Below are 20,935 nucleotides of genomic sequence, written 5' to 3'. Positions count from 1 at the left end.
AAGGCTGAAATCGATAAAGATCGCAGCCTCGTTTCACTCGACAGCTCCTACTCTTCGCCCATCTGCGACTGCAGATAGTTTTCCAGGCCGATCTTGTCGATCAGGCCGAGCTGGGTTTCCAGCCAGTCGATGTGTTCTTCTTCCGACTCGAGAATGTCTTCGAGCAGTTCACGGCTGCCGAAGTCGCCAACGGTTTCGCAATGGGCGATGGCGGCTTTCAGATCGGCGTGGCCGGTCTTTTCGATGCGCAGGTCGCATTCGAGCATCTCGCGGGTGTGCTCGCCGATGTGCAGCTTGCCCAGGTCTTGAACGTTCGGCAGGCCTTCAAGGAACAGGATGCGCTTGATCAGCTTGTCCGCGTGTTTCATCTCGTCGATGGATTCGTGATATTCGTGCTTGCCGAGCTTGTTCAGACCCCAATCTTCATACATGCGCGCATGCAGGAAGTACTGATTGATCGCGACCAGCTCATTGGCGAGGATCTTGTTGAGATGCTGGATGACTGTAATGTCGCCTTTCATGATCGGAGTCCTGCCCTGTATTAACCGTATATAAGGCGGAGTTTGAGCTTGGCAGTTATAAGTGTCAAACCTAAGTTATTGAATAATAAATGAAAATTAATCGGAATAAGAATGTTTGTGTTCCGCGTCTGGACGCTAAGCAATTGATTTTCAGGCATAAAAAAACCGGACATCTAGTCCGGTTCTTTGAAATGGGGCATTTACGCAGCAGTAAATTCTACCGGGTAAGGGATCGCGGCCTGGGCGGTTTGCAGCTTGGTCAGGGTTTCGCGCACCACTTCCTTGGCAAGGCAGGCGCATTTGCCACACTGGCTGGCGACGCCGGTGGCCTGGCGAACTTCTTTGTAGCTGCAGCAACCTTCATAGATCGCTTCGCGGATCTGTCCGTCGGTGACGCCAGTGCAGAGGCAAACATACATAAGTAAGAACCGTCGCTGGTTGTGACTCAATTGCGATGGATCTTAATGTTAACGAGAATGATTGTCAAAGTGCTTTCGGAACGCTTCGCAGCCAATTTCTCATCGACTGACGAACGGTATTTTCCAAATGCGCGTCTGACCCCATGAATACGCAGTGGATAACCGAACAGGGAAAATCCGTTACGGACAGGCCAAACACGCAGTGTATGATGGTCGTCCCTTGCGAAGAGGGTTCGTGTCACAGGGCTGTCGCCTGAGGGTGACAGGCTGGCCCGGACCCTGAACTTCAAGTTTCTACACCAGGAGATATCAATGAGCGTACTCGTAGGCAAACAAGCCCCAGACTTCACCGTCCCGGCCGTACTCGGCAATGGCGAGATCGTTGACAGCTTCACCCTGTCCTCGGCCATCAAAGGCAAATACGGCCTGGTGTTCTTCTACCCGCTGGACTTCACCTTCGTCTGCCCGTCCGAGCTGATCGCTCTGGACAACCGCATGGCTGACTTCAAGGCGCGCAACGTTGAAGTGATCGCTGTGTCGATCGACTCGCACTTCACCCACAACGCCTGGCGCAACACTCCAGTGAACAACGGCGGCATCGGCCAGGTGAAATACACCATGGCTGCCGACATGAAGCACGACATCGCCAAGGCATACGACGTTGAATCCGAAGGCGGCGTGGCTTTCCGTGGCGCGTTCCTGATCGACGACAAAGGCGTGGTTCGCTCGCAGATCATCAACGACCTGCCGCTGGGCCGTAACATGGAAGAGCTGATCCGTCTGGTCGACGCGCTGCAATTCCACGAAGAGCACGGCGAAGTCTGCCCGGCCAACTGGAAGAAAGGCGACAAAGGCATGAACGCTTCGCCGGAAGGCGTTGCGGCTTACCTGACCGAGAACGCTGCGGCCCTGTAAGGCGCAACGTCGAGGTACAAAAAAACCGGCCCACGTGGCCGGTTTTTTTATGCGCGGGATTTGTTCGTCGAGGATCAGTCGTCGAAGTCTTCCCAGCCGCCCATCTGCTTCCAGCGATTGACGATGCCGCAGAACAGCTCAGCGGTCTTTTCGGTGTCGTAACGCGCCGAGTGCGCTTCACGCCCGTCGAAATCGATGCCGGCGGCCTGACAGGCTTTCGCCAGCACGGTCTGACCATACGCCAGACCCGCCAGGGTCGCGGTGTCGAAACTGGAGAACGGGTGGAACGGGTTGCGCTTCATGTCCAGACGCGCAACTGCGGCGTTGAGGAAGCCCAGGTCGAAACTGCTGTTGTGTCCGACCAGAATTGCCCGCTTGCAGCCGTTGGCTTTGAGCGCCTTGCGGATGCCACGGAAGATGTCGGTCAGCGCGGTTTCTTCGCTGACGGCCATGCGCAGCGGATGATCGAGCTTGATCCCGGTGAACTCCAGCGCTGCCGCTTCAACGTTCGCACCTTCGAATGGCTCGACGCGGAAGAAGTAGGTGTGATCCGGGTACACGAAACCCTTTTCATCCATGGCGATGGTGGTCGCGGCAATCTCCAGCAGGGCGTCGGTGGCTGCGTTGAAGCCACCGGTTTCTACGTCGACGACAACCGGCAGGTAGCCGCGAAAACGTGCTGCCATCGGGTGACGGGAACCGCCGCCGCCACCTTGACCGTCCAGCTCATCGTCGAAATTGTCTTCACTCACGCGTGTTCCTCCAGCAGGCGCCAGCGCAGTTTTTCACCGGCGCGCAGCGGGATAACGGTCAGCTCGCCAAATGGCAGGCTGGTCGGGGCGGTCCATTCTTCACGGACCAGGGTGATGCGATCGGTGTTTGCCGGCAGGCCGTAGAAACGCGGGCCGTTGAGGCTGGCGAAGGCTTCGAGCTTGTCCAGCGCGTTACGCTGTTCGAACGCTTCGGCATACATCTCGATGGCGGCGTAAGCGGTATAGCAACCGGCGCAACCGCAGGCGGCCTCCTTGGCGTGCTGGGCGTGGGGCGCCGAGTCGGTGCCGAGGAAGAACTTGGCGCTGCCACTGGTGGCGGCGTCGAGCAAGGCTTCCTGATGGGTGTTGCGCTTGAGGATCGGCAGGCAGTAGAAGTGCGGCCGAATCCCACCGACCAGCATGTGGTTGCGGTTGTACAGCAGGTGATGCGCGGTGATGGTCGCGCCGACGTTGGCCGAAGCCTCGTTGACGAACTGCACGGCGTCGCCAGTGGTGATGTGTTCGAACACCACTTTCAGTGTCGGGAAACGCTCGACCACGCGGCGCATGTGCTCGTCGATGAAAATCTTTTCGCGGTCGAATACATCGACGTCGCCACGGGTGACTTCACCGTGGATCAACAGCGGCATGCCGACTTCGGCCATGGCTTCCAGCGCCGGGAAGATCTTGTCGATGCTGGTCACGCCGGAATCGGAGTTGGTGGTCGCGCCGGCCGGGTACAGCTTGGCGGCGTAGACGAAACCGCTGGCCTTGGCCTGACGAATTTCTTCCGGTTGGGTGCGGTCGGTGAGGTACAGCACCATCAACGGCTCGAACTGACTGCCGGCCGGGCGGGCAGCGAGAATGCGCTGACGATAGCCGTCGGCTTCAGCGGCGTTGCGCACCGGCGGTACCAGGTTCGGCATGATGATCGCGCGCCCGAAGGTGCGGGCCACATCGGCAACGGTATTGGTCAACACGGCACCATCGCGAAGATGAATGTGCCAGTCGTCGGGACGCAGCAGGGTCAGGCGGTCGGACATGAGGGGATTCCAGGCGGGTCAAACTGAGGCGAATGCTACCGGAAAAGACTCTTGCAGGCACCCGCTATCAAGTTTTGCCGCAAGCGTCCGATATCCCGGAGGTATGCCGTAAACATTGTGTGAATCGGTGTTTGTGTTTCACAAGCCAATGGAGCCTCCCGTGCGCCAGCGTTATTTAGCCCTGCTCAGTGTGTTTGCCAGCCTTCCCGCGATGGCGCTGACTTACCAGACCCGTCTGGAGAACATTGAGTGGACGGTCGCCGGCGACCAGTTCGAATGCCGCCTGACCCAGCCGATCACCGATTTCGGCTCGGGCGAGTTCGTGCGCAAGGCCGGTGAGCAGGCGATCTTTCGCCTGAACGCCTACAACGCCATGCTCGGCGGCGGTTCGGCGACTTTGCTCGCTGCCGCTGCACCATGGCAGCCAGGGCGTGGCGACATCAATCTGGGCTCTGTGCGTCTGGGCAGCGGCAATGTGTTGTTCAACAGCTCGCAATCTCAGGCCGGGGGATTGATCAGCGGTCTGCTGGACGGTCGCAGCCCGGTGGTACGCCGTGCGTCTGGCGATGGCCGCGTCTCCGAAGTGCGTTTGTTGCCGGTGAAATTCAGCAAGGCGTTCAACGACTATCAAGGCTGCGTGGCGAAATTGCTGCCGCAGAATTTCGACCAGATCAAGCAGTCGCAGATCGGCTTCCCCGGCGAAGGCGTTGAGCTGGACCCGGCTGCCAAGGCCAAGCTGCGAGTGATGCTCGAATACATGAAGGCCGACCCGACGGTGAACCACATTGACCTTGACGGCCATTCCGACAACAGCGGCAATCGCCTGACCAACCGCGAATTGTCGCGCCGCCGCGCGCTGGCGGTGGTGGATTTCTTCAAGGCCAACGGCATTCAGGAATCGCAGATCACCGTGCGTTTCCACGGCGAGCAGTATCCGATCGTGCCGAACACCAGCAAAGCCAATCGTGCGAAGAACCGTCGGGTAAACGTGAAATTGTCGCGCGTCGCTCCGACTACCGCCCCGACTCCGGCGCCGCAAGCGAGTACGCCGGCCACGGCCGCAGCGACTTCCTGACCCGCCGGTCATCGTCGCGCTCTCGACAGATTCTGTCGCTTTGTCGTCTTAAGCTGTCGCGCCTCTGTAAATTATCGCGTTTGAGCGGTAGACTCCCCGGCTTTCCGTAGAACCCCGTGGAGTGATGGCATGGCGGACGTAAACAAGGTCGTTCTGGCGTATTCCGGCGGCCTGGACACTTCGGTGATCCTCAAGTGGCTGCAGGATACTTATAACTGTGAAGTGGTGACCTTCACCGCTGATCTCGGTCAAGGCGAAGAGGTCGAGCCGGCCCGCGCCAAGGCTCAGGCCATGGGCGTCAAAGAAATCTACATCGACGATCTGCGCGAAGAGTTCGTGCGTGATTTCGTGTTCCCGATGTTCCGTGCCAACACCGTTTACGAAGGCGAGTACCTGCTGGGTACTTCCATCGCCCGTCCGCTGATCGCCAAGCGCCTGATCGAAATCGCCAACGAAACCGGCGCCGACGCCATTTCCCACGGCGCCACCGGTAAGGGCAACGACCAGGTGCGCTTCGAACTGGGCGCCTACGCGCTCAAGCCAGGCGTGAAAGTCATCGCCCCTTGGCGCGAGTGGGACCTGCTGTCCCGCGAGAAGCTGATGGACTACGCCGAGAAGCACGCGATCCCGATCGAACGCCACGGCAAGAAAAAATCTCCGTACTCGATGGACGCCAACCTGCTGCACATCTCTTATGAAGGCGGCGTGCTGGAAGACACCTGGACCGAGCACGAAGAAGACATGTGGCGCTGGACCGTCTCCCCGGAGAAGGCTCCCGACACCCCTCAGTACCTGGAACTGACCTACCGCAACGGCGACATCGTCGCGCTGGACGGCGTCGAAATGACCCCGGCCACCGTACTGGCGACGCTGAACAAGATCGGCGGCGAGCACGGCATCGGTCGTCTCGACATCGTCGAAAACCGTTATGTCGGCATGAAGTCCCGTGGCTGCTACGAAACCCCGGGCGGCACCATCATGCTGCGCGCTCACCGCGCCATCGAATCGATCACTCTGGACCGCGAAGTCGCTCACCTCAAAGACGAGCTGATGCCCAAGTACGCCAGCCTGATCTACACCGGTTACTGGTGGAGCCCTGAGCGTCTGATGCTGCAACAGATGATCGACGCTTCGCAGGTCAACGTGAACGGCGTAGTGCGCCTGAAGCTGTACAAGGGCAACGTCATCGTCACCGGTCGCAAGTCCGACGATTCGCTGTTCGACGCCAACATCGCCACCTTCGAAGAAGATGGCGGCGCTTACAACCAGGCCGATGCGGCGGGCTTCATCAAGCTCAACGCGCTGCGCATGCGCATTGCTGCCAACAAGGGCCGCAAGTTGTTCTAAGTGGCTCAGACCCACGCGCAATAAAAAAGGCGGCCAGTTCAGGGCCGCCTTTTTTTTCGGAATTTTCATCGGGTTCATCAAGCCGTTTCTCTTGTCTGCCCGCTTGCGGGATGTGCCACGCCTGTCAGCTGGTTCGCCCCAGCAGGGTAACTGTCTGTGTACACAGGTTGTAAACGACACACAGTGTTGCACCTGAGCTTTTCTTCGCCTGTTTGATCTGTTGCAGCGAAGTATGCGCCAGAGAGTCCGAAACATGATTCGACAGAAAAACCAGCACTCGCGGATTTTTTTTACCGGCGTTCCGAAGAGTGTCGAGAATCGCATCGAATTCCCTGGACGCGTCAACGTCCCGGGCGTCGATGATGTTCAGTTCGCTTATCTGCGGTGACAGTTTGATCGTCTGCACCACGGGGGTCGCTTGGCCATCGATATCGGTTGGTGGGTCAGGCGCGTTGTGAATCCTGCATGGACGCTGGAATCCGCCGCTCCCAGTGTTGCTGGACACCACGCAGCTGGTTATCTCGAAAGCGCACGATCCATCGGTTTTTCGCAACGGTACTTTTCGTTCGTTGTCGCGTTCCGAATGTTCAGCCGCCTTCAGGAAATTTTTGTCCTTGCCGAAATCCGAGGGCGAGTAGAGCGAGCGGTGGTTGAAGTTGAGCGTGATAAAAAAAAGAAATAACAAGTAAAACGGAAAGCTGATCAGAAACCAGACATAAATCTCCCGGTCCTTGTTGTCGAGAAACGGCAGCGATACCGCCGCTGAAGTTTCCGAAATAATGGCGAATATCGCGATGACTGTCATTGGGTTAGTGATCTTGTTCGTTATCTTGAGCATGATTCAAGTTCTATGCTGTTTGTTTGAGGTTGAATGTTTCTATATATAGCAAAAGCCTTCGTTGAAGTTTCAGGCTGTTGTTTCAAGTTTTATAGAAGTGCTGCCGGTGCGTCGAATGTGCAGTAGCGGCGGTTCGTTACGTCATATGTCGAATCGGCAGCCGGCAAAAGTGGTCCAGGAAATTTCAAATGGCTCGATTGGAATTCGGAGCTGCGTAGGACGTGCGCGCAGTAAACGGAAATTCGCTGCGGTCTTGAAGGACGGGAAGCAGTTGCGATGGATGCGACGGGACCTATTTGTGGGAATTATCCTCAATGCCTGTAGGGAATGTCTCTCGATGCAAATGCGTGTAAAAGTTGCCGTCCCTTGAAGCAAGTGACTGGGATATCGTGCGTCTTCTAAAAATTCGAACAGCGAAAACTGGACTTGCCCATGAATAAAGTGCTGATCGTGGATGACCACCCCGTCATTCGACTTGCGGTACGTATGCTGATGGAACGGCATGGCTACGAAGTCATTGCAGAAACGGATAATGGCGTTGATGCACTACAAATTGCTCGTGAACAAATACCGGATCTTGTCATTCTGGATATTGGAATACCCAAACTCGACGGGCTGGAAGTTATTGCTCGCCTGACTTCCACCGCCATGCCGGTGAAAGTGCTGGTGCTGACTTCCCAGGCTCCCGGACATTTTTCAATGCGTTGCATGCAATCGGGTGCAGCGGGTTATGTGTGCAAGCAGCAGGATCTGACCGAACTGCTGAGTGCGATCAAGGCAGTTCTGTCCGGCTACAGCTATTTCCCCAATCAGGCCCTGCACACCGTGCGTACAAGTCTGGGCAATGCGAGTGAGGCGGACATGGTTGATCGTCTGTCCGGGCGGGAAATGATGGTGTTGCAGCAATTGGCGCGCGGCAAGACCAACAAGGAAATCGCAGACGGCATGTTTTTGAGCAACAAGACTGTTAGCACTTACAAGACTCGCCTGTTGCTGAAACTCAATGCGCGGTCTCTGGTTGATCTGATCGAGTTGGCGCAGCGCAACGGCCTGGTTTGAACGATTCGACAGCTGAGACCGTCATGGGCCGATCAAGCTCGGTTGTCGCAGAAAATGAAAAGCCTCCGCTTCGGGAGGCCTTCAGGTATCACAGATCAAAATCGTAATCGGCCAATTGCCTTTGCAGTCGGCGCTCCTCAAGCAGGTTGTCGATTGTGCGACGCTTGCTGAGGTTGGTCTTCGCCACCTCTACCACCGGTTCGACCTCATCGGCCTCGACGGCAATAAAATCTTCTTCTACATCCAGTTGCTCTTTGTCGGTACTCATGAAGTCAACTCCCGGCTAAGACTGCCTTTGGCGCTCCTTATATCGACATTACTGCGGCGGGTAAAAAAGATTTTTTCAATCGATGGATACGAAAAACCGATGACGGCTCAATCGTCAGAAGTTTTATGTTTGTATTCGCACAAATCTTCGATGCGGCAGCTGCCACAGCGCGGTTTACGCGCCAGGCAAACATAGCGGCCATGCAAAATCAGCCAGTGATGGGAGTCGAGCAGGAATTCTTTCGGTACAAACTTCATCAGCTTCATTTCAACTTCCACCACATTTTTCCCCGGCGCGATGCCGGTGCGATTGCTGACGCGGAAAATGTGCGTGTCGACCGCCATGGTCAATTGACGGAAAGCGGTGTTGAGCACCACGTTGGCGGTCTTGCGCCCGACGCCCGGCAGGGCTTCCAGTTCTTCCCGGGTTTGCGGGACTTCACCGCCATGGCGCTCAACCAGCAAACGGCAGGTTTCGATGACGTTCTTCGCTTTGCTGTTGTACAGGCCGATGGTCTTGATGTACTCGGACAGCCCCTCGACACCCAGTGCATGAATAGCAGCGGGTGTATTGGCGACGGGAAAGAGTTTGGCCGTCGCCTTGTTGACGCCGACATCGGTGGACTGCGCCGAAAGAATCACCGCAATCAGCAGCTCGAACGGCGAAGAGTAGGCCAGTTCGGTTTTCGGCTCGGGATTGTCTTCGTGCAGTCGGCGAAATATCTCAAGACGTTTTGCAGCATTCATGGGCGATGCGTTTCCTTGATGACAGAGATGCGGCGTGTCCACGCCTGACGTACGGCGAGAAGCAGGCCCAGTAAAACGAAAGCGCCGGGGACCAGTGTAAACAGATGCAGCCCATCGGGGAACAAAACCAGACCTTGCCAATGCTCCGAAAGACCTCGGCCAAGGCTGCCATAACCGATGATCTCGCGCAGCCCGCCGACCACCAGCATGAGCGCGCCGAACAAGGCGCAGCGTTTGAAGCTGACAGCGACGGGCTCGCGGAAGGCACCGTGGTATTCAAGCACGACGCAGTGCAAGGCTATCAGCCCTATATAGAGCCCAGATGTTTGCTGCCATGGCAAAAACCAGCGTTGCGCCACAATATCCGCGCAACTGGTCAACGTCGCGGCAAGTATCAGGCTGGCGAGCAACGCACGTGTGCCCGTGGGGCGCTCGCGCAGCGGCGACATGCAAACGGCAAAAACGCCGAGCACCGCGCCGAGCATCAAGGTTATCCCCAGTGCAGCGCTGAGTGTTTGTGTGGCGCCCAATAGCGGCACCAGCATCAATAAACTCGCCGTGCGTTTCATGAGCCAGCCCCTAACAGCAGCGCCTGATGCTCATCGAAATAACGCAGTGCGTCATGAATCGCGTTGATGGCGGCACGGGAGGTAATGGTCGCGCCAGCGATTTGATCGAACTGCCCCTGATCCTTTTTCAGCGCCCAACCGGCGTCCGTCGGCTCAGTGCGGGATTTGCCGAGAAAGGTCTGAAGCCAGGCATTCGGCCATTCACCGATGTGACCACCCAATCCCGGCGTTTCGCGCTGCTCAAGGGTTTTCACGCCTAGAACTCTGCCGTTTGCATCGATGGCTATCAGCAGTTCCAGAGTGCCTGCGTAACCTTCGCTGCGACTGCGCAACAGCACCGCAACTGTCTGTCCGGAGCGGGTCGCTCGATAGCCGCCTGACAGCGTGCTATGGCGCAAAACAGGCTCGGCGAGCGTCAGCGGTTGCTCCAGCGGCTGATTGTCGTAGAGCGCGGCAGGCATGACATCGAGCAATTGGCGGCTGTCGAGCAAGCGCTGCTCGCTGGCAATTTGCGGTGCACTGCTGCGCTGCAGCACGTATGTCGCGCTCACGCCAACGAGAGCCAGCAGTACAACCGTCACGACACTCGCCGAGCGGTTCATGTGCTCACCGGCAGATGGCGGCTGGCGGCGAAGCGCTCCAGCGTCGGCACCAGCAGATTCATCAGCAACACCGCAAACGCGACGCCGTCCGGGTAACCACCCCAAGTGCGAATCAGATAGGTGAGCAAGCCGACGCCAATGCCGAACAGCAGGCGGGCGAGGGCGTTTTTCGCGCCGGACACAGGTTCGGTCACGATAAAAAATGCACCGAGCATGGTCGCGCCGCTGAGCAGATGAAACAGCGGCGAACCATGGGAATCCGACCCCGAGCCGTTCCAGCACAACAGGCTGATGACGAACAGGCTGGCGAGCATCCCCACCGGTGCGTGCCAGGAAAAGATCCGCCGCTGCAACAGCCACAGGCCGCCGAGCAGAAACGCCAGATTTACCCATTCCACACCGCGCCCGCCGAAGCGGCCGAAGGCCGGGTTGCTGGCGAACAGCTCATCGATGGTCAGGCTTTTATTGATGCGCAGACTGTCCAGTGCCGTGGCCTGCGCCCAGGCGTCAGGTGCTGGAGCCGGGTTGAAAACCTGTTGCAACGCCGAGAGGAAATCGAGGCCATGACCGGGCCAATGCGTCATCGCCTGCGGAAACAGCACCATGCTCAGGGCAAAACCAAGCATCGCCGGGTTGAACGGATTTCTGCCGACGCCGCCATACAGGTGCTTGCCGAACAACAAGCCTGAAGCGGTCGCGGTGACCGTCAGCCACCAAGGGCAATAAGCCGGCAGCGCGACGGCCAGCAACATTGCACTGACCAGCGCGCTGCCATCACGCAGTGCCGCTTGCACCGCTTGCCGACGCAGATGGGCGACCCCGGCTTCGACGAGCAAAGCACTGGCAACCGCCAACAGCAGATTGATCAACACGCCCCAGCCATACAGCCAGAACAAAGCGAGCAGCCCCGGTAGCGCTGCGAGCAGCACGGTATTCATCGCCTGTTGCAGGCGATCGCCCGCTGCCTCAAGGGGCGGCATGGTCTTGCACCTGGCGCTCGGCGTCAGTCACGGCTTGCTCCAGTGCTGCGATCTGCTCCGGCGCAGCTTCCGCTGCCTGAGCCTTTTTCAACTCGGCGCGGCGCATGGCCAGTTGAATCTTCGCCCGTTTCAACTCCGCGTCGTTGCTCGGAGCAGGGACGGCGGGAATCACCGGTTGGCTGCTTTCCAGCTTCGCCAGTGCTTGCTCGGCAGCTTCGAATTGTTGCTGCAGGACGATCAATTGCGACTGCTGCTCGAATGTCGGCGGATGACCGAAGGCTTTCAGCGATTTATGCAACTGAGCCCGACTCATCGCCACATCGACCTTGGCCTTCTTCAGCGCCGCATCGGCGTTCGCGGCTTTTTGCGCACGCACCCGCTCCAGCGCAGCCTGCACCGGATCGGCGGTCGAGACTTGCGGTTGTGCCGCACGCGCGGCTCGCGCTTCACGTTCGGCCTGCTTTTGCTGTTCTTCACGCAGCAGGCGCTGGTTGCGGCGCTCGAAACGCTGGCGCGCGTGGTCACGTTTGATCGCGCGGGCGCGCTGTTCTTCAAGATCGAATGCGAGACCGCCAACCACTGGGATCGTGTTCGCAGGCAAAGGATGCATTTCGATGCAGTCGACCGGGCACGGCGCAACGCACAGATCACAACCGGTGCATTCGTCGATCAGCACCGTGTGCATGAGTTTTGCCGCGCCGACGATGGCGTCGACCGGGCAGGCCTGAATGCACTTGGTGCAGCCGATGCATTCGGCTTCGCGGATGAAGGCGACTTGCGGCGGTGCCGGGCCACGGCTGATGTCCAGTTCCAGAACCGGTATTTTCAACAGCTCGGCCAGCGCAGCGATGGTTTCTTCGCCGCCCGGCGGGCACTTGTTGATCGGCTCGCCGTCAACAATGCCTTGCGCATAGGGTTTGCATCCGGGATGTCCGCACTTGCCGCATTGGGTCTGCGGCAGCAGGGCATCGATGCGTTGAAGCAGACTCATGTTTTGATCAATCCACTGAATCCGAGAAAAATCACTGCGATCAGTCCGGCGCTGATCAGATCGATCGGCAGGCCGCGAAAGGGCAGGGGAATATCGTTGTCGGCCGTGCGCTCGCGCAGGTCGCAGAACACACTCAACACCAGCCAGAAACCCAGCCCGGCGCCGAGACTCAATGCTGTCGCGTGCAGCAGGCCTTGATCATTTTGCGCATTGATCAACGCCAGCCCGAGTACGCCGGCATTGCCGAGCAGCAGCGGCCACAATCCGTCGAACGGCCAATCCGGCAGCCCGCGCGCCAGCAGTTTCAGCAGCGGCGCGATCAACAACACACTCGACGGCAGAAACACGAACAGGCGCAGCGCTTCAAGCTGCAACGGCAGCAGTATCCACTGCCAGATCGCCTGTCCGATAACGCCGACCACCACCATCAGGCACAACGTCGCCAATCCCAGCGCATGCACCTGGCGACGGCTGCCCGCCAGCAGCGGAGCGACGCCCAGCGGCCAGTGCAACACGAAGTTGTTGAGCAGCGCAGCACTGATCAGCGTTAACACGAGTTCGGTCATGGTTCTGCCAGCGAAACGGGCGGGTGTCTCTTAAGGGTAGGCACTATCGGGCCAGATATGAAAAATCCCACCGGCATGCAGAGCACGTCGGTGGGATCGTTTTACAGCAACGTCTTACTTGATGCGCTGACCCGGCTTGGCGCCGCTGTCAGGGCTCAGCAGGTAGATCTCTTCACCACCAGGGCCCGCCGCCATCACCATGCCTTCGGAAATACCGAACTTCATTTTCCGTGGCTTGAGGTTGGCGATCATCATGGTCAGGCGACCGTCGAGCTTGGACGGATCCGGATACGCGCTCTTGATCCCGGAGAACACGTTGCGTTGCTCGTCACCGATGTCGAGGGTCAGGCGCAGCAGCTTGTCCGCGCCTTCGACGTGTTCGGCCTTGACGATCAATGCGACGCGCAAATCGATGGCGGCAAAGGCGTCGAAATCGATTTCCGGCGACAGCGGATCCTTGGCCAGTTCGCCGTTGCCCGCAGGGGCGGCTGCGCCAGTGTCGGTCTGGCTGGCGGTCAGGTCTTCCTTGGAGGCGTCGGTCATGGCTTGCACTTTTACCGGGTCGATGCGGGTCATCAACGGTTTGAATTCGTTGAGCTGGTGGTTGGCCAGCAGGGTGGTGTGGTCATTCCAGGTCAGCGGCGCGACGTTGAGGAACGCCTCGGCATCAGCGGCCAGCAGCGGCAGTACCGGTTTGAGGAAGATCACCAACTGGCGGAACAGGTTGATGCCGGTGGCGCAGATCGCCTGGACTTCATCCTGCTTGCCTTCCTGCTTGTTCAACGACCACGGCGCCTTGTCGGCGATCCACGCGTTGGCGCGGTCAGCCAGGGCCATGGTTTCACGCATGGCGCGGGCGAAGTCGCGGGCCTCGTAGGCGTCGGCAATGCTCGGCGCGGCGGCGAGGAAGGCCTCGGTCAGCTCCGGCGCGGCATTGTTGTCGACCAGCAGACCGCCGTTACCTTTGTGGATAAATCCGGCGCAACGGCTGGCGATGTTGACCACTTTGCCGACCAGGTCGGAGTTGACCTTCTGCACGAAGTCTTCGAGGTTCAGATCGAGGTCATCGACGCCACGGCCCAGCTTGGCTGCGTAGTAATAGCGCAGGTATTCCGGCGACAGATGATCGAGATAAGTGCGGGCCTTGATGAAGGTGCCGCGCGACTTGGACATTTTCTGGCCGTTGACGGTCAGGTAGCCGTGCACGTTGATGCCGGTCGGCTTGCGGTAGCCGGCGCCTTCGAGCATGGCTGGCCAGAACAGCGCGTGGAAATTGACGATGTCCTTGCCGATGAAGTGATACAGCTCGGCTGTCGAGTCCTTGCCCCAGAACGCGTCGAAGTCCAGCTCCGGCGTACGGTTGCAGAGGTTCTTGAAGCTGGCCATGTAACCGATCGGCGCATCCAGCCAGACGTAGAAATACTTGCCCGGCTCGCCTGGGATCTCGAAGCCGAAGTACGGCGCATCGCGGGAAATGTCCCACTGCTGCAGGCCGGCATCCAGCCATTCGGCGATCTTGTTGGCCACGGCGTCCTGCAGGGTGCCGCTTCGGGTCCAGGCCTGGAGCATTTGCTGGAAATCCGGCAGCTTGAAGAAGAAGTGCTGGGAATCCTTGAGCACCGGGGTGGCGCCGGAGATAGCCGACTTCGGATCCTTCAGGTCGGTCGGTGCGTAGGTCGCGCCGCATTTTTCGCAGTTGTCGCCGTACTGGTCTTCGGTGCCGCATTTCGGGCAGGTGCCCTTGATGAAGCGGTCGGCCAGGAACATTTTCTTTTCCGGGTCGAAATACTGGGTGATCGAGCGCTGGGCGATGTGCCCGGCGTCACGCAGCTTGAGGTAGATCTGGCTCGACAGCTCACGGTTTTCTTCGGCGTGAGTGGAGTGGAAATTGTCGAAATCGACGAGGAAGTCGGCAAAGTCGGCGCTGTGTTCAGCCTGCACGTTGGCGATCAGTTGTTCCGGGGTGATGCCTTCCTTTTCCGCGCGCAGCATGATCGCCGAACCGTGGGCGTCGTCGGCGCAGACATAGATGCATTGGTTGCCGCGATGCTTCTGGAAGCGCACCCACATATCGGTCTGGATGTATTCCAGCATGTGGCCAAGGTGGATCGAACCGTTGGCGTAGGGCAGGGCGCTGGTGACGAGGATCTTGCGTGGCTCGGACATGGGGCTTCGCTACTTGATGAAACGGAGGTCGGCCACTATAAAGCGCCGGCGCATATTTTTCACCCCTGCGCCACTGGGTACTTTGAGAGCTCCTGTGGTGAGGGGATTTATCCCCGTTCGGCTGCGCAGCAGTCGTGGATATCATTACACACGCAGCTCCTGACGTACCGGGGGCGGAAGTTTTGGGGCGGCTGCGCAGCCCAACGGGGATAAATCCCCTCACCACAGTGGATTTTCAGCGCAAGTAATCTGTTCGCCTCAAATCGGTGTCCAGCGTACGATAGCCGCCATTCTTTCCAGTCTTGTTATCGGAGTTGCCCATGAGCGCCGTCACTCGCGCAGCGGTGGAAGCCGTCCTCAGCCAATACACCGACCCCTACCTGAACCAGGACCCGGTCAGCGCCGGTTGCGTGAAGAACATCGAGATCATCGGTGACCGCGTCAATGTGCAGCTGGAAATCGGCTACGCCGCCGGTCTGTTCAAGAGTGGCTGGGCGCAATTGCTGCAACTGGCCATCGAAAACCTCGACGGCGTGGTCATCGCCCGCGTCGAGGTCACCAGCGTGATCGCCGCGCACAAGGCTCAGGCGCAGATTCCCGGGCTGGCCAACGTCAAGAACGTCGTCGCCGTCGCTTCCGGCAAGGGCGGCGTGGGCAAATCCACTACGGCTGCCAACCTCGCGCTGGCGCTGGCCCGCGAAGGTGCCAAGGTCGGCATCCTCGACGCCGATATCTACGGCCCGAGCCAGGGCATCATGTTCGGCATCCCCGAGCGCACCCGGCCCGAGGTCAAGGATCAGAAGTGGTTCGTGCCGCTCAAGGCCCACGGCGTGGAAGTCATGTCGATGGCTTTCCTGACCGACGACAACACGCCGATGGTCTGGCGCGGGCCGATGGTTTCCGGGGCGCTGCTGCAACTGGTCACGCAAACCGCGTGGGGCGATCTGGATTATCTGGTCATCGACATGCCACCAGGCACCGGCGACATTCAACTGACCCTGGCGCAGAAAGTCCCGGTGGCGGGTGCGGTGATCGTCACTACGCCGCAGGATCTGGCGCTGCTCGACGCACGCAAAGGCGTGGAAATGTTCCGCAAGGTCAACATTCCGGTGCTGGGCGTGGTGGAAAACATGGCCGTGCACATCTGCTCGAACTGCGGGCATGCCGAGCATCTGTTCGGTGAAGGCGGTGGCGAGAAACTGGCCACCCAGTACGGCGTAGAGTTGCTGGCTTCGCTGCCGCTGTCGATGCTGATCCGCGAACAGGCCGATGGCGGCAAGCCAACCGTAATCGCCGAGCCGGACAGCCAGATCGCCATGGTCTATCAGGAACTGGCCCGCCACGTCGGTGCGCGGATCGTGTTGCAGGAAGCGGCCACGCCGGCGATGCCGAATATCACCATCAGCGACGATTGATCAGCGTCGCCTGCAAAAAGATCGCAGCCTCGCTTCGCTCGTCAGCTCCTACACATTTGCCGTAGGCGCTGACGAGCGAAGCGAGGCTGCGATCTTTTGATTTGGTTTTAGATGCGCAACCCGCCATCCATCTCCAGAATCCGCCCGGTGTAGTAGTCGTTCTCGAAGATATACGCCGCCGAATGGGCGATCTCTTCCGGCTTGCCCATGCGCTTGAGCGGAATCCCCGACGTCATCTTCTCCAGCGCTTCCGGCTTCATGCCCAAAGTCATTTCGGTTTCGATGAAGCCCGGTGCGATGCCCGCGACGCGAATGCCGTAACGCGCCAGCTCCTTCGCCCAGGTCACGGTCGCCGCTGCGACGCCGGCCTTGGCTGCGGAATAGTTGGTCTGGCCGACGTTGCCCGCACGGGAGATCGACGAAATGTTGATGATCGCACCGCTGTTCTTCAGCTCGACCATTTTCGCTGCGACTTCACGGGTGCAGAGGAACACGCCGGTCAGGTTGACGTCGATCACCGCCTGCCACTGCGCCAGGCTCATCTTGGTCATCTCACCGTCCTTGACCTTCAACAACAGACCATCGCGCAAAATGCCAGCGTTGTTGATCAGGCCGTGAATGGCGCCGAAGTCTTCCGCCACTTGCGCAACCATGTGCTCGACCTGTTCTTCATTGGCGACGTTGCACAGGTAGCTGCGCGCTTCGACACCCTTGGCTTTACAGGCGGCCACGGCGTCGTCGAGTTTTTCCTGATTCAGATCGACCAGGGCCAGTTTCGCGCCCTTGCCGGCGAAATACTCGGCCATGGAACGGCCCAAACCCTGGCAACCGCCGGTGATAATGATTACTTTGTCGTTGAGTTGCATTCGCATGTCCCGCTGGCAGGTCTGAGTTGTTTTTGTTGTCGGCAACGCTCGATCAGCACCGGTCAGGCCTGGTTGCACACGAACATTTACCCGATGCGCGCCGGTTACTTTTCGCTGCGCGCCTGTCCGTTTTCTAGACAGAACCCATTTAAGGAGTCACAAATTGAGCGCTGAAGTGGCGAAGAATGCCCGAGAATTGCTTCTCAAGGAATACCGTGGAGTGCTGTCGACCCACTCCAAATCGATGCCGGGTTTTCCCTTTGGCTCGGTTGTGCCGTATTGCCTGGACGACCAGGGCCGGCCGCTGATTCTGATCAGCCGCATCGCCCAGCACACGCATAACCTGCAGAAAGATCCGAAGTGTTCGATGCTGGTGGGCGAGCGCGAGGCCGACGATGTGCAGGCGGTCGGGCGGCTGACTTATCTGGCCGAAGCGCAGAAGCTCGCAGAACCGGCAGCCATCGAGGCTGCCGCCGAACGCTATTACCGCTATTTCCCCGACTCGCAGAATTATCACCAAGCCCACGATTTCGATTTCTGGGTGCTCGATCCGGTGCGCCATCGCTACATCGGCGGCTTTGGTGCGATCCACTGGATCGACGATCTGACCTTGGCCAACCCGTTTGCCGGCAAGGCGGAGATCAGCATGGTCGAGCACATGAACAGCGACCACGCCAAGGCCATCGCCCATTACGTCGAGCTGGCCGGGCTGCCGAACAGTGTGCCGGCGCAACTGGCCGGCATCGACAGCGAAGGCATGCACCTGCGCATCGGTCAGGCCGTCTACTGGTTGCCCTTCGCGGCGCCATGTAATACGCCGACACAAGTACGCGAGGCCTTGGTTTCTCTGGCTCACGCCCAGTCCTGGCCGAAAAAAGCGCAAAGTTAAGCTTGAATTCACGCAAGGGCGACGTCATCTAAGGCTTACTGCAAGGCATTTCTTGCGTTGAGGAAACTTTGATGCGCCCTTTTCTGTTGCTCTTTCTGCTGTTTCCAGTGCTGGAGCTGTTCGTATTCGTCAAAGTGGCAGGCTCTATCGGGTTCTTCCCGGCCCTGCTGCTGATCATTCTCGGCTCGATGTTCGGTGTGTTCGTGCTGCGCGTCGCCGGTCTGGCCACCGCATTGCGTGCCCGGGAAAGCCTGAATCGCGGCGAATTGCCCGCGCAGACCATGCTCGAAGGCCTGATGCTGGCACTGGCCGGCGGCCTGTTGATCATTCCCGGCTTCATCAGTGACGTGGTCGGTCTGGTGATGCTGTTGCCGGTCACCCGTCGTCTGCTGGCGAACAAGATGCGCCAGCGTGCTGAAGACCAGGCGATGCGCCAGCGTGCCTTCGCCGACGACCTGCAACCCCGTGGCGGCCCGGCCCCGCGCGAACCGCTCGGTCGAGAGCCGAATGTGATCGAAGGCGAGTTCGAACACCGCGACAACAAGTGACATCAGCATCGACACGGCACCTGCGGGTGCCGTGCTCGTTTATGGCGTTTTTTTACTGTGTGGCGATGAAAAATTTTTTCCGCCAGCCCTTGTAATCGGCTTGTACGCCCCTATGTATCGGTCACCGAAAGGTTTCCGGTATTCAAACCGGACAGACTTGCGCGGTTCGCTCGACGGACCGCAACCGGCGCAGGCCGGATTCGTTAAACCCGCCGGGACTACACCGGCCGATGAAAACCACAATTAGGAGAGATCGACAATGAAGCTTCGTCCTCTGCATGACCGCGTCGTCATCCGTCGCAGCGAAGAAGAAAAGAAAACCGCTGGCGGTATCGTCCTGCCAGGTTCGGCTGCTGAAAAAGCCAACCACGGTGTGATTCTCGCTGTAGGCCCGGGCAAAGCTCTGGAAAACGGTGAAGTGCGTGCACTGTCCGTGAAGGAAGGCGACAAGGTTGTGTTCGGTCCTTACTCCGGCAGCAACACTGTGAAAGTCGATGGCGAAGACCTGCTGGTAATGAGCGAGAACGAAATCCTCGCGGTTATCGAAGGCTGATATCCCCGTTCATTTTCCCGCTACTACAAAGTATTTAAGGAATATCGATCATGGCTGCTAAAGAAGTTAAGTTCGGCGATGCCGCCCGTACCAAGATGCTCAAAGGCGTCAACGTTCTGGCTGACGCGGTAAAAGCGACCCTGGGCCCGAAAGGCCGTAACGTGGTTATCGAGAAGAGCTTCGGCGCTCCGACCATCACCAAGGACGGCGTTTCCGTCGCCAAAGAAATCGAACTGGATGACCGCTTCGAAAACATGGGCGCGCAGCTGGTCAAAGACGTTGCCTCCCGTGCCAACGATGACGCTGGTGACGGTACTACCACCGCTACCGTTCTGGCTCAGTCGATCGTCAACGAAGGCCTGAAAGCCGTCGCTGCCGGCATGAACCCGATGGACCTGAAACGCGGTATCGACAAGGCGACCATCGCCATTGTCAAAGAGCTCAAAGCCCTGTCCAAGCCATGCGCTGACTTCAAAGCCATCGCTCAGGTCGGTACCATCTCGGCCAACTCCGACAACTCCATCGGCGACATCATTGCCGAAGCCATGGAAAAAGTCGGTAAAGAAGGCGTGATCACCGTTGAAGAAGGCTCGGGCCTGGAAAACGAACTGTCGGTTGTAGAAGGCATGCAGTTCGACCGTGGCTACCTGTCGCCATACTTCGTCAACAAGCCGGACACCATGGTTGCCGAGCTCGACGGCCCGCTGATCCTGCTGGTCGACAAGAAGATCTCGAACATCCGCGAAATGCTGCCAGTGCTGGAAGCCGTTGCCAAAGCCGGCCGTCCGCTGCTGATCGTGGCCGAAGACGTTGAAGGCGAAGCCCTGGCGACTCTGGTTGTGAACAACATGCGTGGCATCGTCAAAGTCGCTGCCGTCAAGGCACCGGGCTTCGGCGACCGTCGCAAGGCCATGCTGCAGGACATCGCTGTTCTGACCGGCGGTACCGTTATCTCCGAAGAGATCGGTCTGAGCCTGGAAAGCACCACCCTGGAGCACCTGGGTAACGCCAAGCGCGTAACTCTTTCCAAGGAAAACACCATCATCGTTGACGGTGCTGGCGTGCAGGCAGACATCGAAGGCCGTATCGCTCAGATCCGCGCCCAGGTTGCCGAAACTTCCTCGGACTACGACCGTGAAAAACTGCAAGAGCGTCTGGCCAAGCTGTCCGGCGGCGTTGCAGTGATCAAGGTTGGCGCTGGTTCCGAAGTTGAAATGAAAGAGAAGAAAGCCCGCGTTGAAGACGCCCTGCACGCAACTCGCGCAGCCGTTGAAGAAGGCGTGGTACCTGGCGGTGGCGTGGCACTGATCCGTGCTCTGGAAGCACTGACCGAGCTGACCGGCGACAACGCTGACCAGAACGTCGGTATCGCTGTGCTGCGTCGCGCTGTTGAAGCGCCGCTGCGTCAGATCGCTGCCAACTCCGGTGACGAGCCAAGCGTAGTCGTCAACGAAGTGAAGAACGGCAAAGGTAACTTCGGTTACAACGCTGCTTCCGGCGAATACGGCGACATGATCGAAATGGGTATCCTGGACCCAACCAAGGTAACCCGTTCGGCTCTGCAAGCTGCAGCCTCCATCGGCGGTCTGATCCTGACCACCGAAGCAGCGGTTGCCGACGCACCGAAGAAAGAAGGTGCAGCTGGCGGCGGTATGCCAGACATGGGCGGCATGGGTGGCATGGGCGGCATGATGTAAGCCAGCCCTGGCCCTGTAACGCAAAACCCCGCTGGCGAAAGTCAGCGGGGTTTTTTATTGCCCAAGTTCAGCATCCACCCGAACCAATGTGGGAGCGAGCTTGCTCGCGA

At 58.9% G+C, this 20,935-nt stretch carries 23 protein-coding genes; 9 read left to right on the top strand and 14 right to left on the bottom strand.

The features are described from left to right. Positions 1-47: 47 nt before the first annotated feature. A complete protein-coding gene (gene bfr / locus F8N49_RS12330) occupies positions 48-521 on the bottom strand; it encodes a bacterioferritin (protein WP_016773403.1) in 474 nt (157 codons plus the stop codon). A 200-nt stretch (positions 522-721) separates the two neighbouring features. Continuing rightward, positions 722-940, bottom strand: a complete 219-nt coding sequence (locus F8N49_RS12325; RefSeq protein WP_003227725.1) for a bacterioferritin-associated ferredoxin — start codon at positions 938-940, stop codon at positions 722-724. Positions 941-1,252: 312 nt separating this feature from the next. On the opposite strand from F8N49_RS12325, the gene F8N49_RS12320 reads away from it, so the two are divergent. Further along, positions 1,253-1,855: a peroxiredoxin gene (locus F8N49_RS12320; protein ID WP_003227723.1), complete on the top strand. Its 603-nt coding sequence runs from the start codon at positions 1,253-1,255 to the stop codon at positions 1,853-1,855. Between the two features lie 74 nt (positions 1,856-1,929). On the opposite strand, the gene rnt is transcribed toward F8N49_RS12320, so the two are convergent. Continuing rightward, positions 1,930-2,607 (bottom strand): ribonuclease T, encoded by a 678-nt coding sequence (gene rnt / locus F8N49_RS12315; RefSeq protein ID WP_016773404.1) that lies wholly within the window; start codon positions 2,605-2,607, stop codon positions 1,930-1,932. Beyond that, complete coding sequence (gene pyrC / locus F8N49_RS12310; protein WP_016773405.1) at positions 2,604-3,650, bottom strand: dihydroorotase; 1,047 nt, start codon at positions 3,648-3,650, stop codon at positions 2,604-2,606. Before pyrC ends, rnt begins: the two co-directional genes overlap by 4 nt. A gap of 160 nt (positions 3,651-3,810) precedes the next feature. On the opposite strand from pyrC, the gene F8N49_RS12305 reads away from it, so the two are divergent. Then, positions 3,811-4,725, top strand: coding sequence for an OmpA family protein (locus F8N49_RS12305; RefSeq protein WP_071173435.1), 915 nt, complete (start codon positions 3,811-3,813; stop codon positions 4,723-4,725). Positions 4,726-4,854: 129 nt separating this feature from the next. Beyond that, positions 4,855-6,072, top strand: a complete 1,218-nt coding sequence (locus F8N49_RS12300; protein ID WP_007953201.1) for an argininosuccinate synthase — start codon at positions 4,855-4,857, stop codon at positions 6,070-6,072. Between the two features lie 124 nt (positions 6,073-6,196). On the opposite strand, the gene F8N49_RS12295 is transcribed toward F8N49_RS12300, so the two are convergent. Further along, positions 6,197-6,910 carry a hypothetical protein gene (locus F8N49_RS12295; RefSeq protein WP_151551573.1) on the bottom strand — a complete coding sequence of 238 codons (714 nt, stop codon included), beginning with the start codon at positions 6,908-6,910 and terminating at the stop codon, positions 6,197-6,199. A gap of 432 nt (positions 6,911-7,342) precedes the next feature. Between F8N49_RS12295 and F8N49_RS12290 the strand changes: the two genes are divergently transcribed. Next, positions 7,343-7,969, top strand: coding sequence for a response regulator transcription factor (locus F8N49_RS12290; protein ID WP_016773408.1), 627 nt, complete (start codon positions 7,343-7,345; stop codon positions 7,967-7,969). A gap of 88 nt (positions 7,970-8,057) precedes the next feature. Here the strand turns inward: F8N49_RS12290 and F8N49_RS12285 are convergent, their stop codons facing one another. From F8N49_RS12285 to metG, 8 genes are all read right to left on the bottom strand, one after another. Then, complete coding sequence (locus F8N49_RS12285) at positions 8,058-8,237, bottom strand: PA3496 family putative envelope integrity protein (protein WP_016773409.1); 180 nt, start codon at positions 8,235-8,237, stop codon at positions 8,058-8,060. 107 nt (positions 8,238-8,344) lie between these two features. Beyond that, positions 8,345-8,983: an endonuclease III gene (nth, locus tag F8N49_RS12280; RefSeq protein WP_016773410.1), complete on the bottom strand. Its 639-nt coding sequence runs from the start codon at positions 8,981-8,983 to the stop codon at positions 8,345-8,347. Next, a complete protein-coding gene (locus tag F8N49_RS12275) occupies positions 8,980-9,552 on the bottom strand; it encodes an Rnf-Nqr domain containing protein (RefSeq protein WP_151551571.1) in 573 nt (190 codons plus the stop codon). The genes nth and F8N49_RS12275 overlap by 4 nt, the downstream gene beginning before the upstream one ends. Beyond that, positions 9,549-10,154 carry an RnfABCDGE type electron transport complex subunit G gene (locus F8N49_RS12270; RefSeq protein ID WP_071173432.1) on the bottom strand — a complete coding sequence of 202 codons (606 nt, stop codon included), beginning with the start codon at positions 10,152-10,154 and terminating at the stop codon, positions 9,549-9,551. Before F8N49_RS12270 ends, F8N49_RS12275 begins: the two co-directional genes overlap by 4 nt. Next, entirely contained in the window at positions 10,151-11,134 is a 984-nt protein-coding gene (locus tag F8N49_RS12265) for an RnfABCDGE type electron transport complex subunit D (RefSeq protein WP_151551569.1), read from the bottom strand. The genes F8N49_RS12270 and F8N49_RS12265 overlap by 4 nt, the downstream gene beginning before the upstream one ends. After that, positions 11,121-12,125: an electron transport complex subunit RsxB gene (rsxB, locus tag F8N49_RS12260; RefSeq protein ID WP_151551567.1), complete on the bottom strand. Its 1,005-nt coding sequence runs from the start codon at positions 12,123-12,125 to the stop codon at positions 11,121-11,123. Before rsxB ends, F8N49_RS12265 begins: the two co-directional genes overlap by 14 nt. Then, positions 12,122-12,691: an Rnf-Nqr domain containing protein gene (locus tag F8N49_RS12255; RefSeq protein ID WP_071173429.1), complete on the bottom strand. Its 570-nt coding sequence runs from the start codon at positions 12,689-12,691 to the stop codon at positions 12,122-12,124. Before F8N49_RS12255 ends, rsxB begins: the two co-directional genes overlap by 4 nt. 114 nt (positions 12,692-12,805) lie before the next feature. Further along, positions 12,806-14,857, bottom strand: coding sequence for a methionine--tRNA ligase (metG, locus tag F8N49_RS12250; RefSeq protein WP_122752244.1), 2,052 nt, complete (start codon positions 14,855-14,857; stop codon positions 12,806-12,808). A 320-nt stretch (positions 14,858-15,177) separates the two neighbouring features. On the opposite strand from metG, the gene apbC reads away from it, so the two are divergent. Then, entirely contained in the window at positions 15,178-16,272 is a 1,095-nt protein-coding gene (apbC, locus tag F8N49_RS12245) for an iron-sulfur cluster carrier protein ApbC (RefSeq protein ID WP_024014150.1), read from the top strand. A 107-nt stretch (positions 16,273-16,379) separates the two neighbouring features. Here apbC and F8N49_RS12240 read toward each other — a convergent pair whose 3' ends face one another. Continuing rightward, positions 16,380-17,138: an SDR family oxidoreductase gene (locus F8N49_RS12240; RefSeq protein ID WP_016773416.1), complete on the bottom strand. Its 759-nt coding sequence runs from the start codon at positions 17,136-17,138 to the stop codon at positions 16,380-16,382. Positions 17,139-17,301: 163 nt separating this feature from the next. Between F8N49_RS12240 and F8N49_RS12235 the strand changes: the two genes are divergently transcribed. The 4 genes from F8N49_RS12235 (at position 17,302) to groL (ending at position 20,825) form a co-directional block, all read left to right on the top strand. Continuing rightward, complete coding sequence (locus tag F8N49_RS12235; protein ID WP_151551565.1) at positions 17,302-18,027, top strand: HugZ family protein; 726 nt, start codon at positions 17,302-17,304, stop codon at positions 18,025-18,027. 71 nt (positions 18,028-18,098) lie between these two features. Then, a complete protein-coding gene (locus F8N49_RS12230) occupies positions 18,099-18,575 on the top strand; it encodes an FxsA family protein (protein ID WP_016773418.1) in 477 nt (158 codons plus the stop codon). A 259-nt stretch (positions 18,576-18,834) separates the two neighbouring features. Further along, positions 18,835-19,128 (top strand): co-chaperone GroES, encoded by a 294-nt coding sequence (locus tag F8N49_RS12225; RefSeq protein WP_007916610.1) that lies wholly within the window; start codon positions 18,835-18,837, stop codon positions 19,126-19,128. 50 nt (positions 19,129-19,178) lie between these two features. Continuing rightward, the gene (groL, locus tag F8N49_RS12220; protein WP_016773419.1) at positions 19,179-20,825 is read left to right on the top strand and encodes a chaperonin GroEL; all 1,647 of its coding nucleotides are present in this window, start codon (positions 19,179-19,181) and stop codon (positions 20,823-20,825) included. The last annotated feature ends 110 nt before the right edge of the window (positions 20,826-20,935 follow it).

This window comes from Pseudomonas sp. GXM4 (genome assembly GCF_008923895.1).
Lineage (GTDB): Bacteria > Pseudomonadota > Gammaproteobacteria > Pseudomonadales > Pseudomonadaceae > Aquipseudomonas > Aquipseudomonas atacamensis.
This window is presented reverse-complemented; position numbering and strand designations above follow the sequence as displayed.

Bases quoted from the DNA above. Each gene is read 5' to 3' on its own strand.
- bfr (WP_016773403.1), bottom strand. From the start codon at position 521: ATGAAAGGCGACATTACAGTCATCCAGCATCTCAACAAGATCCTCGCC.
- F8N49_RS12325 (WP_003227725.1), bottom strand. From the start codon at position 940: ATGTATGTTTGCCTCTGCACTGGCGTCACCGACGGACAGATCCGCGAA.
- F8N49_RS12320 (WP_003227723.1), top strand. From the start codon at position 1,253: ATGAGCGTACTCGTAGGCAAACAAGCCCCAGACTTCACCGTCCCGGCC.
- pyrC (WP_016773405.1), bottom strand. From the start codon at position 3,650: ATGTCCGACCGCCTGACCCTGCTGCGTCCCGACGACTGGCACATTCAT.
- F8N49_RS12300 (WP_007953201.1), top strand. From the start codon at position 4,855: ATGGCGGACGTAAACAAGGTCGTTCTGGCGTATTCCGGCGGCCTGGAC.
- F8N49_RS12295 (WP_151551573.1), bottom strand. From the start codon at position 6,910: ATGCTCAAGATAACGAACAAGATCACTAACCCAATGACAGTCATCGCG.
- F8N49_RS12290 (WP_016773408.1), top strand. From the start codon at position 7,343: ATGAATAAAGTGCTGATCGTGGATGACCACCCCGTCATTCGACTTGCG.
- F8N49_RS12285 (WP_016773409.1), bottom strand. From the start codon at position 8,237: ATGAGTACCGACAAAGAGCAACTGGATGTAGAAGAAGATTTTATTGCC.
- nth (WP_016773410.1), bottom strand. From the start codon at position 8,983: ATGAATGCTGCAAAACGTCTTGAGATATTTCGCCGACTGCACGAAGAC.
- F8N49_RS12275 (WP_151551571.1), bottom strand. From the start codon at position 9,552: ATGAAACGCACGGCGAGTTTATTGATGCTGGTGCCGCTATTGGGCGCC.
- F8N49_RS12270 (WP_071173432.1), bottom strand. From the start codon at position 10,154: ATGAACCGCTCGGCGAGTGTCGTGACGGTTGTACTGCTGGCTCTCGTT.
- F8N49_RS12265 (WP_151551569.1), bottom strand. From the start codon at position 11,134: ATGCCGCCCCTTGAGGCAGCGGGCGATCGCCTGCAACAGGCGATGAAT.
- rsxB (WP_151551567.1), bottom strand. From the start codon at position 12,125: ATGAGTCTGCTTCAACGCATCGATGCCCTGCTGCCGCAGACCCAATGC.
- F8N49_RS12255 (WP_071173429.1), bottom strand. From the start codon at position 12,691: ATGACCGAACTCGTGTTAACGCTGATCAGTGCTGCGCTGCTCAACAAC.
- metG (WP_122752244.1), bottom strand. From the start codon at position 14,857: ATGTCCGAGCCACGCAAGATCCTCGTCACCAGCGCCCTGCCCTACGCC.
- apbC (WP_024014150.1), top strand. From the start codon at position 15,178: ATGAGCGCCGTCACTCGCGCAGCGGTGGAAGCCGTCCTCAGCCAATAC.
- F8N49_RS12240 (WP_016773416.1), bottom strand. From the start codon at position 17,138: ATGCAACTCAACGACAAAGTAATCATTATCACCGGCGGTTGCCAGGGT.
- F8N49_RS12230 (WP_016773418.1), top strand. From the start codon at position 18,099: ATGCGCCCTTTTCTGTTGCTCTTTCTGCTGTTTCCAGTGCTGGAGCTG.
- F8N49_RS12225 (WP_007916610.1), top strand. From the start codon at position 18,835: ATGAAGCTTCGTCCTCTGCATGACCGCGTCGTCATCCGTCGCAGCGAA.
- groL (WP_016773419.1), top strand. From the start codon at position 19,179: ATGGCTGCTAAAGAAGTTAAGTTCGGCGATGCCGCCCGTACCAAGATG.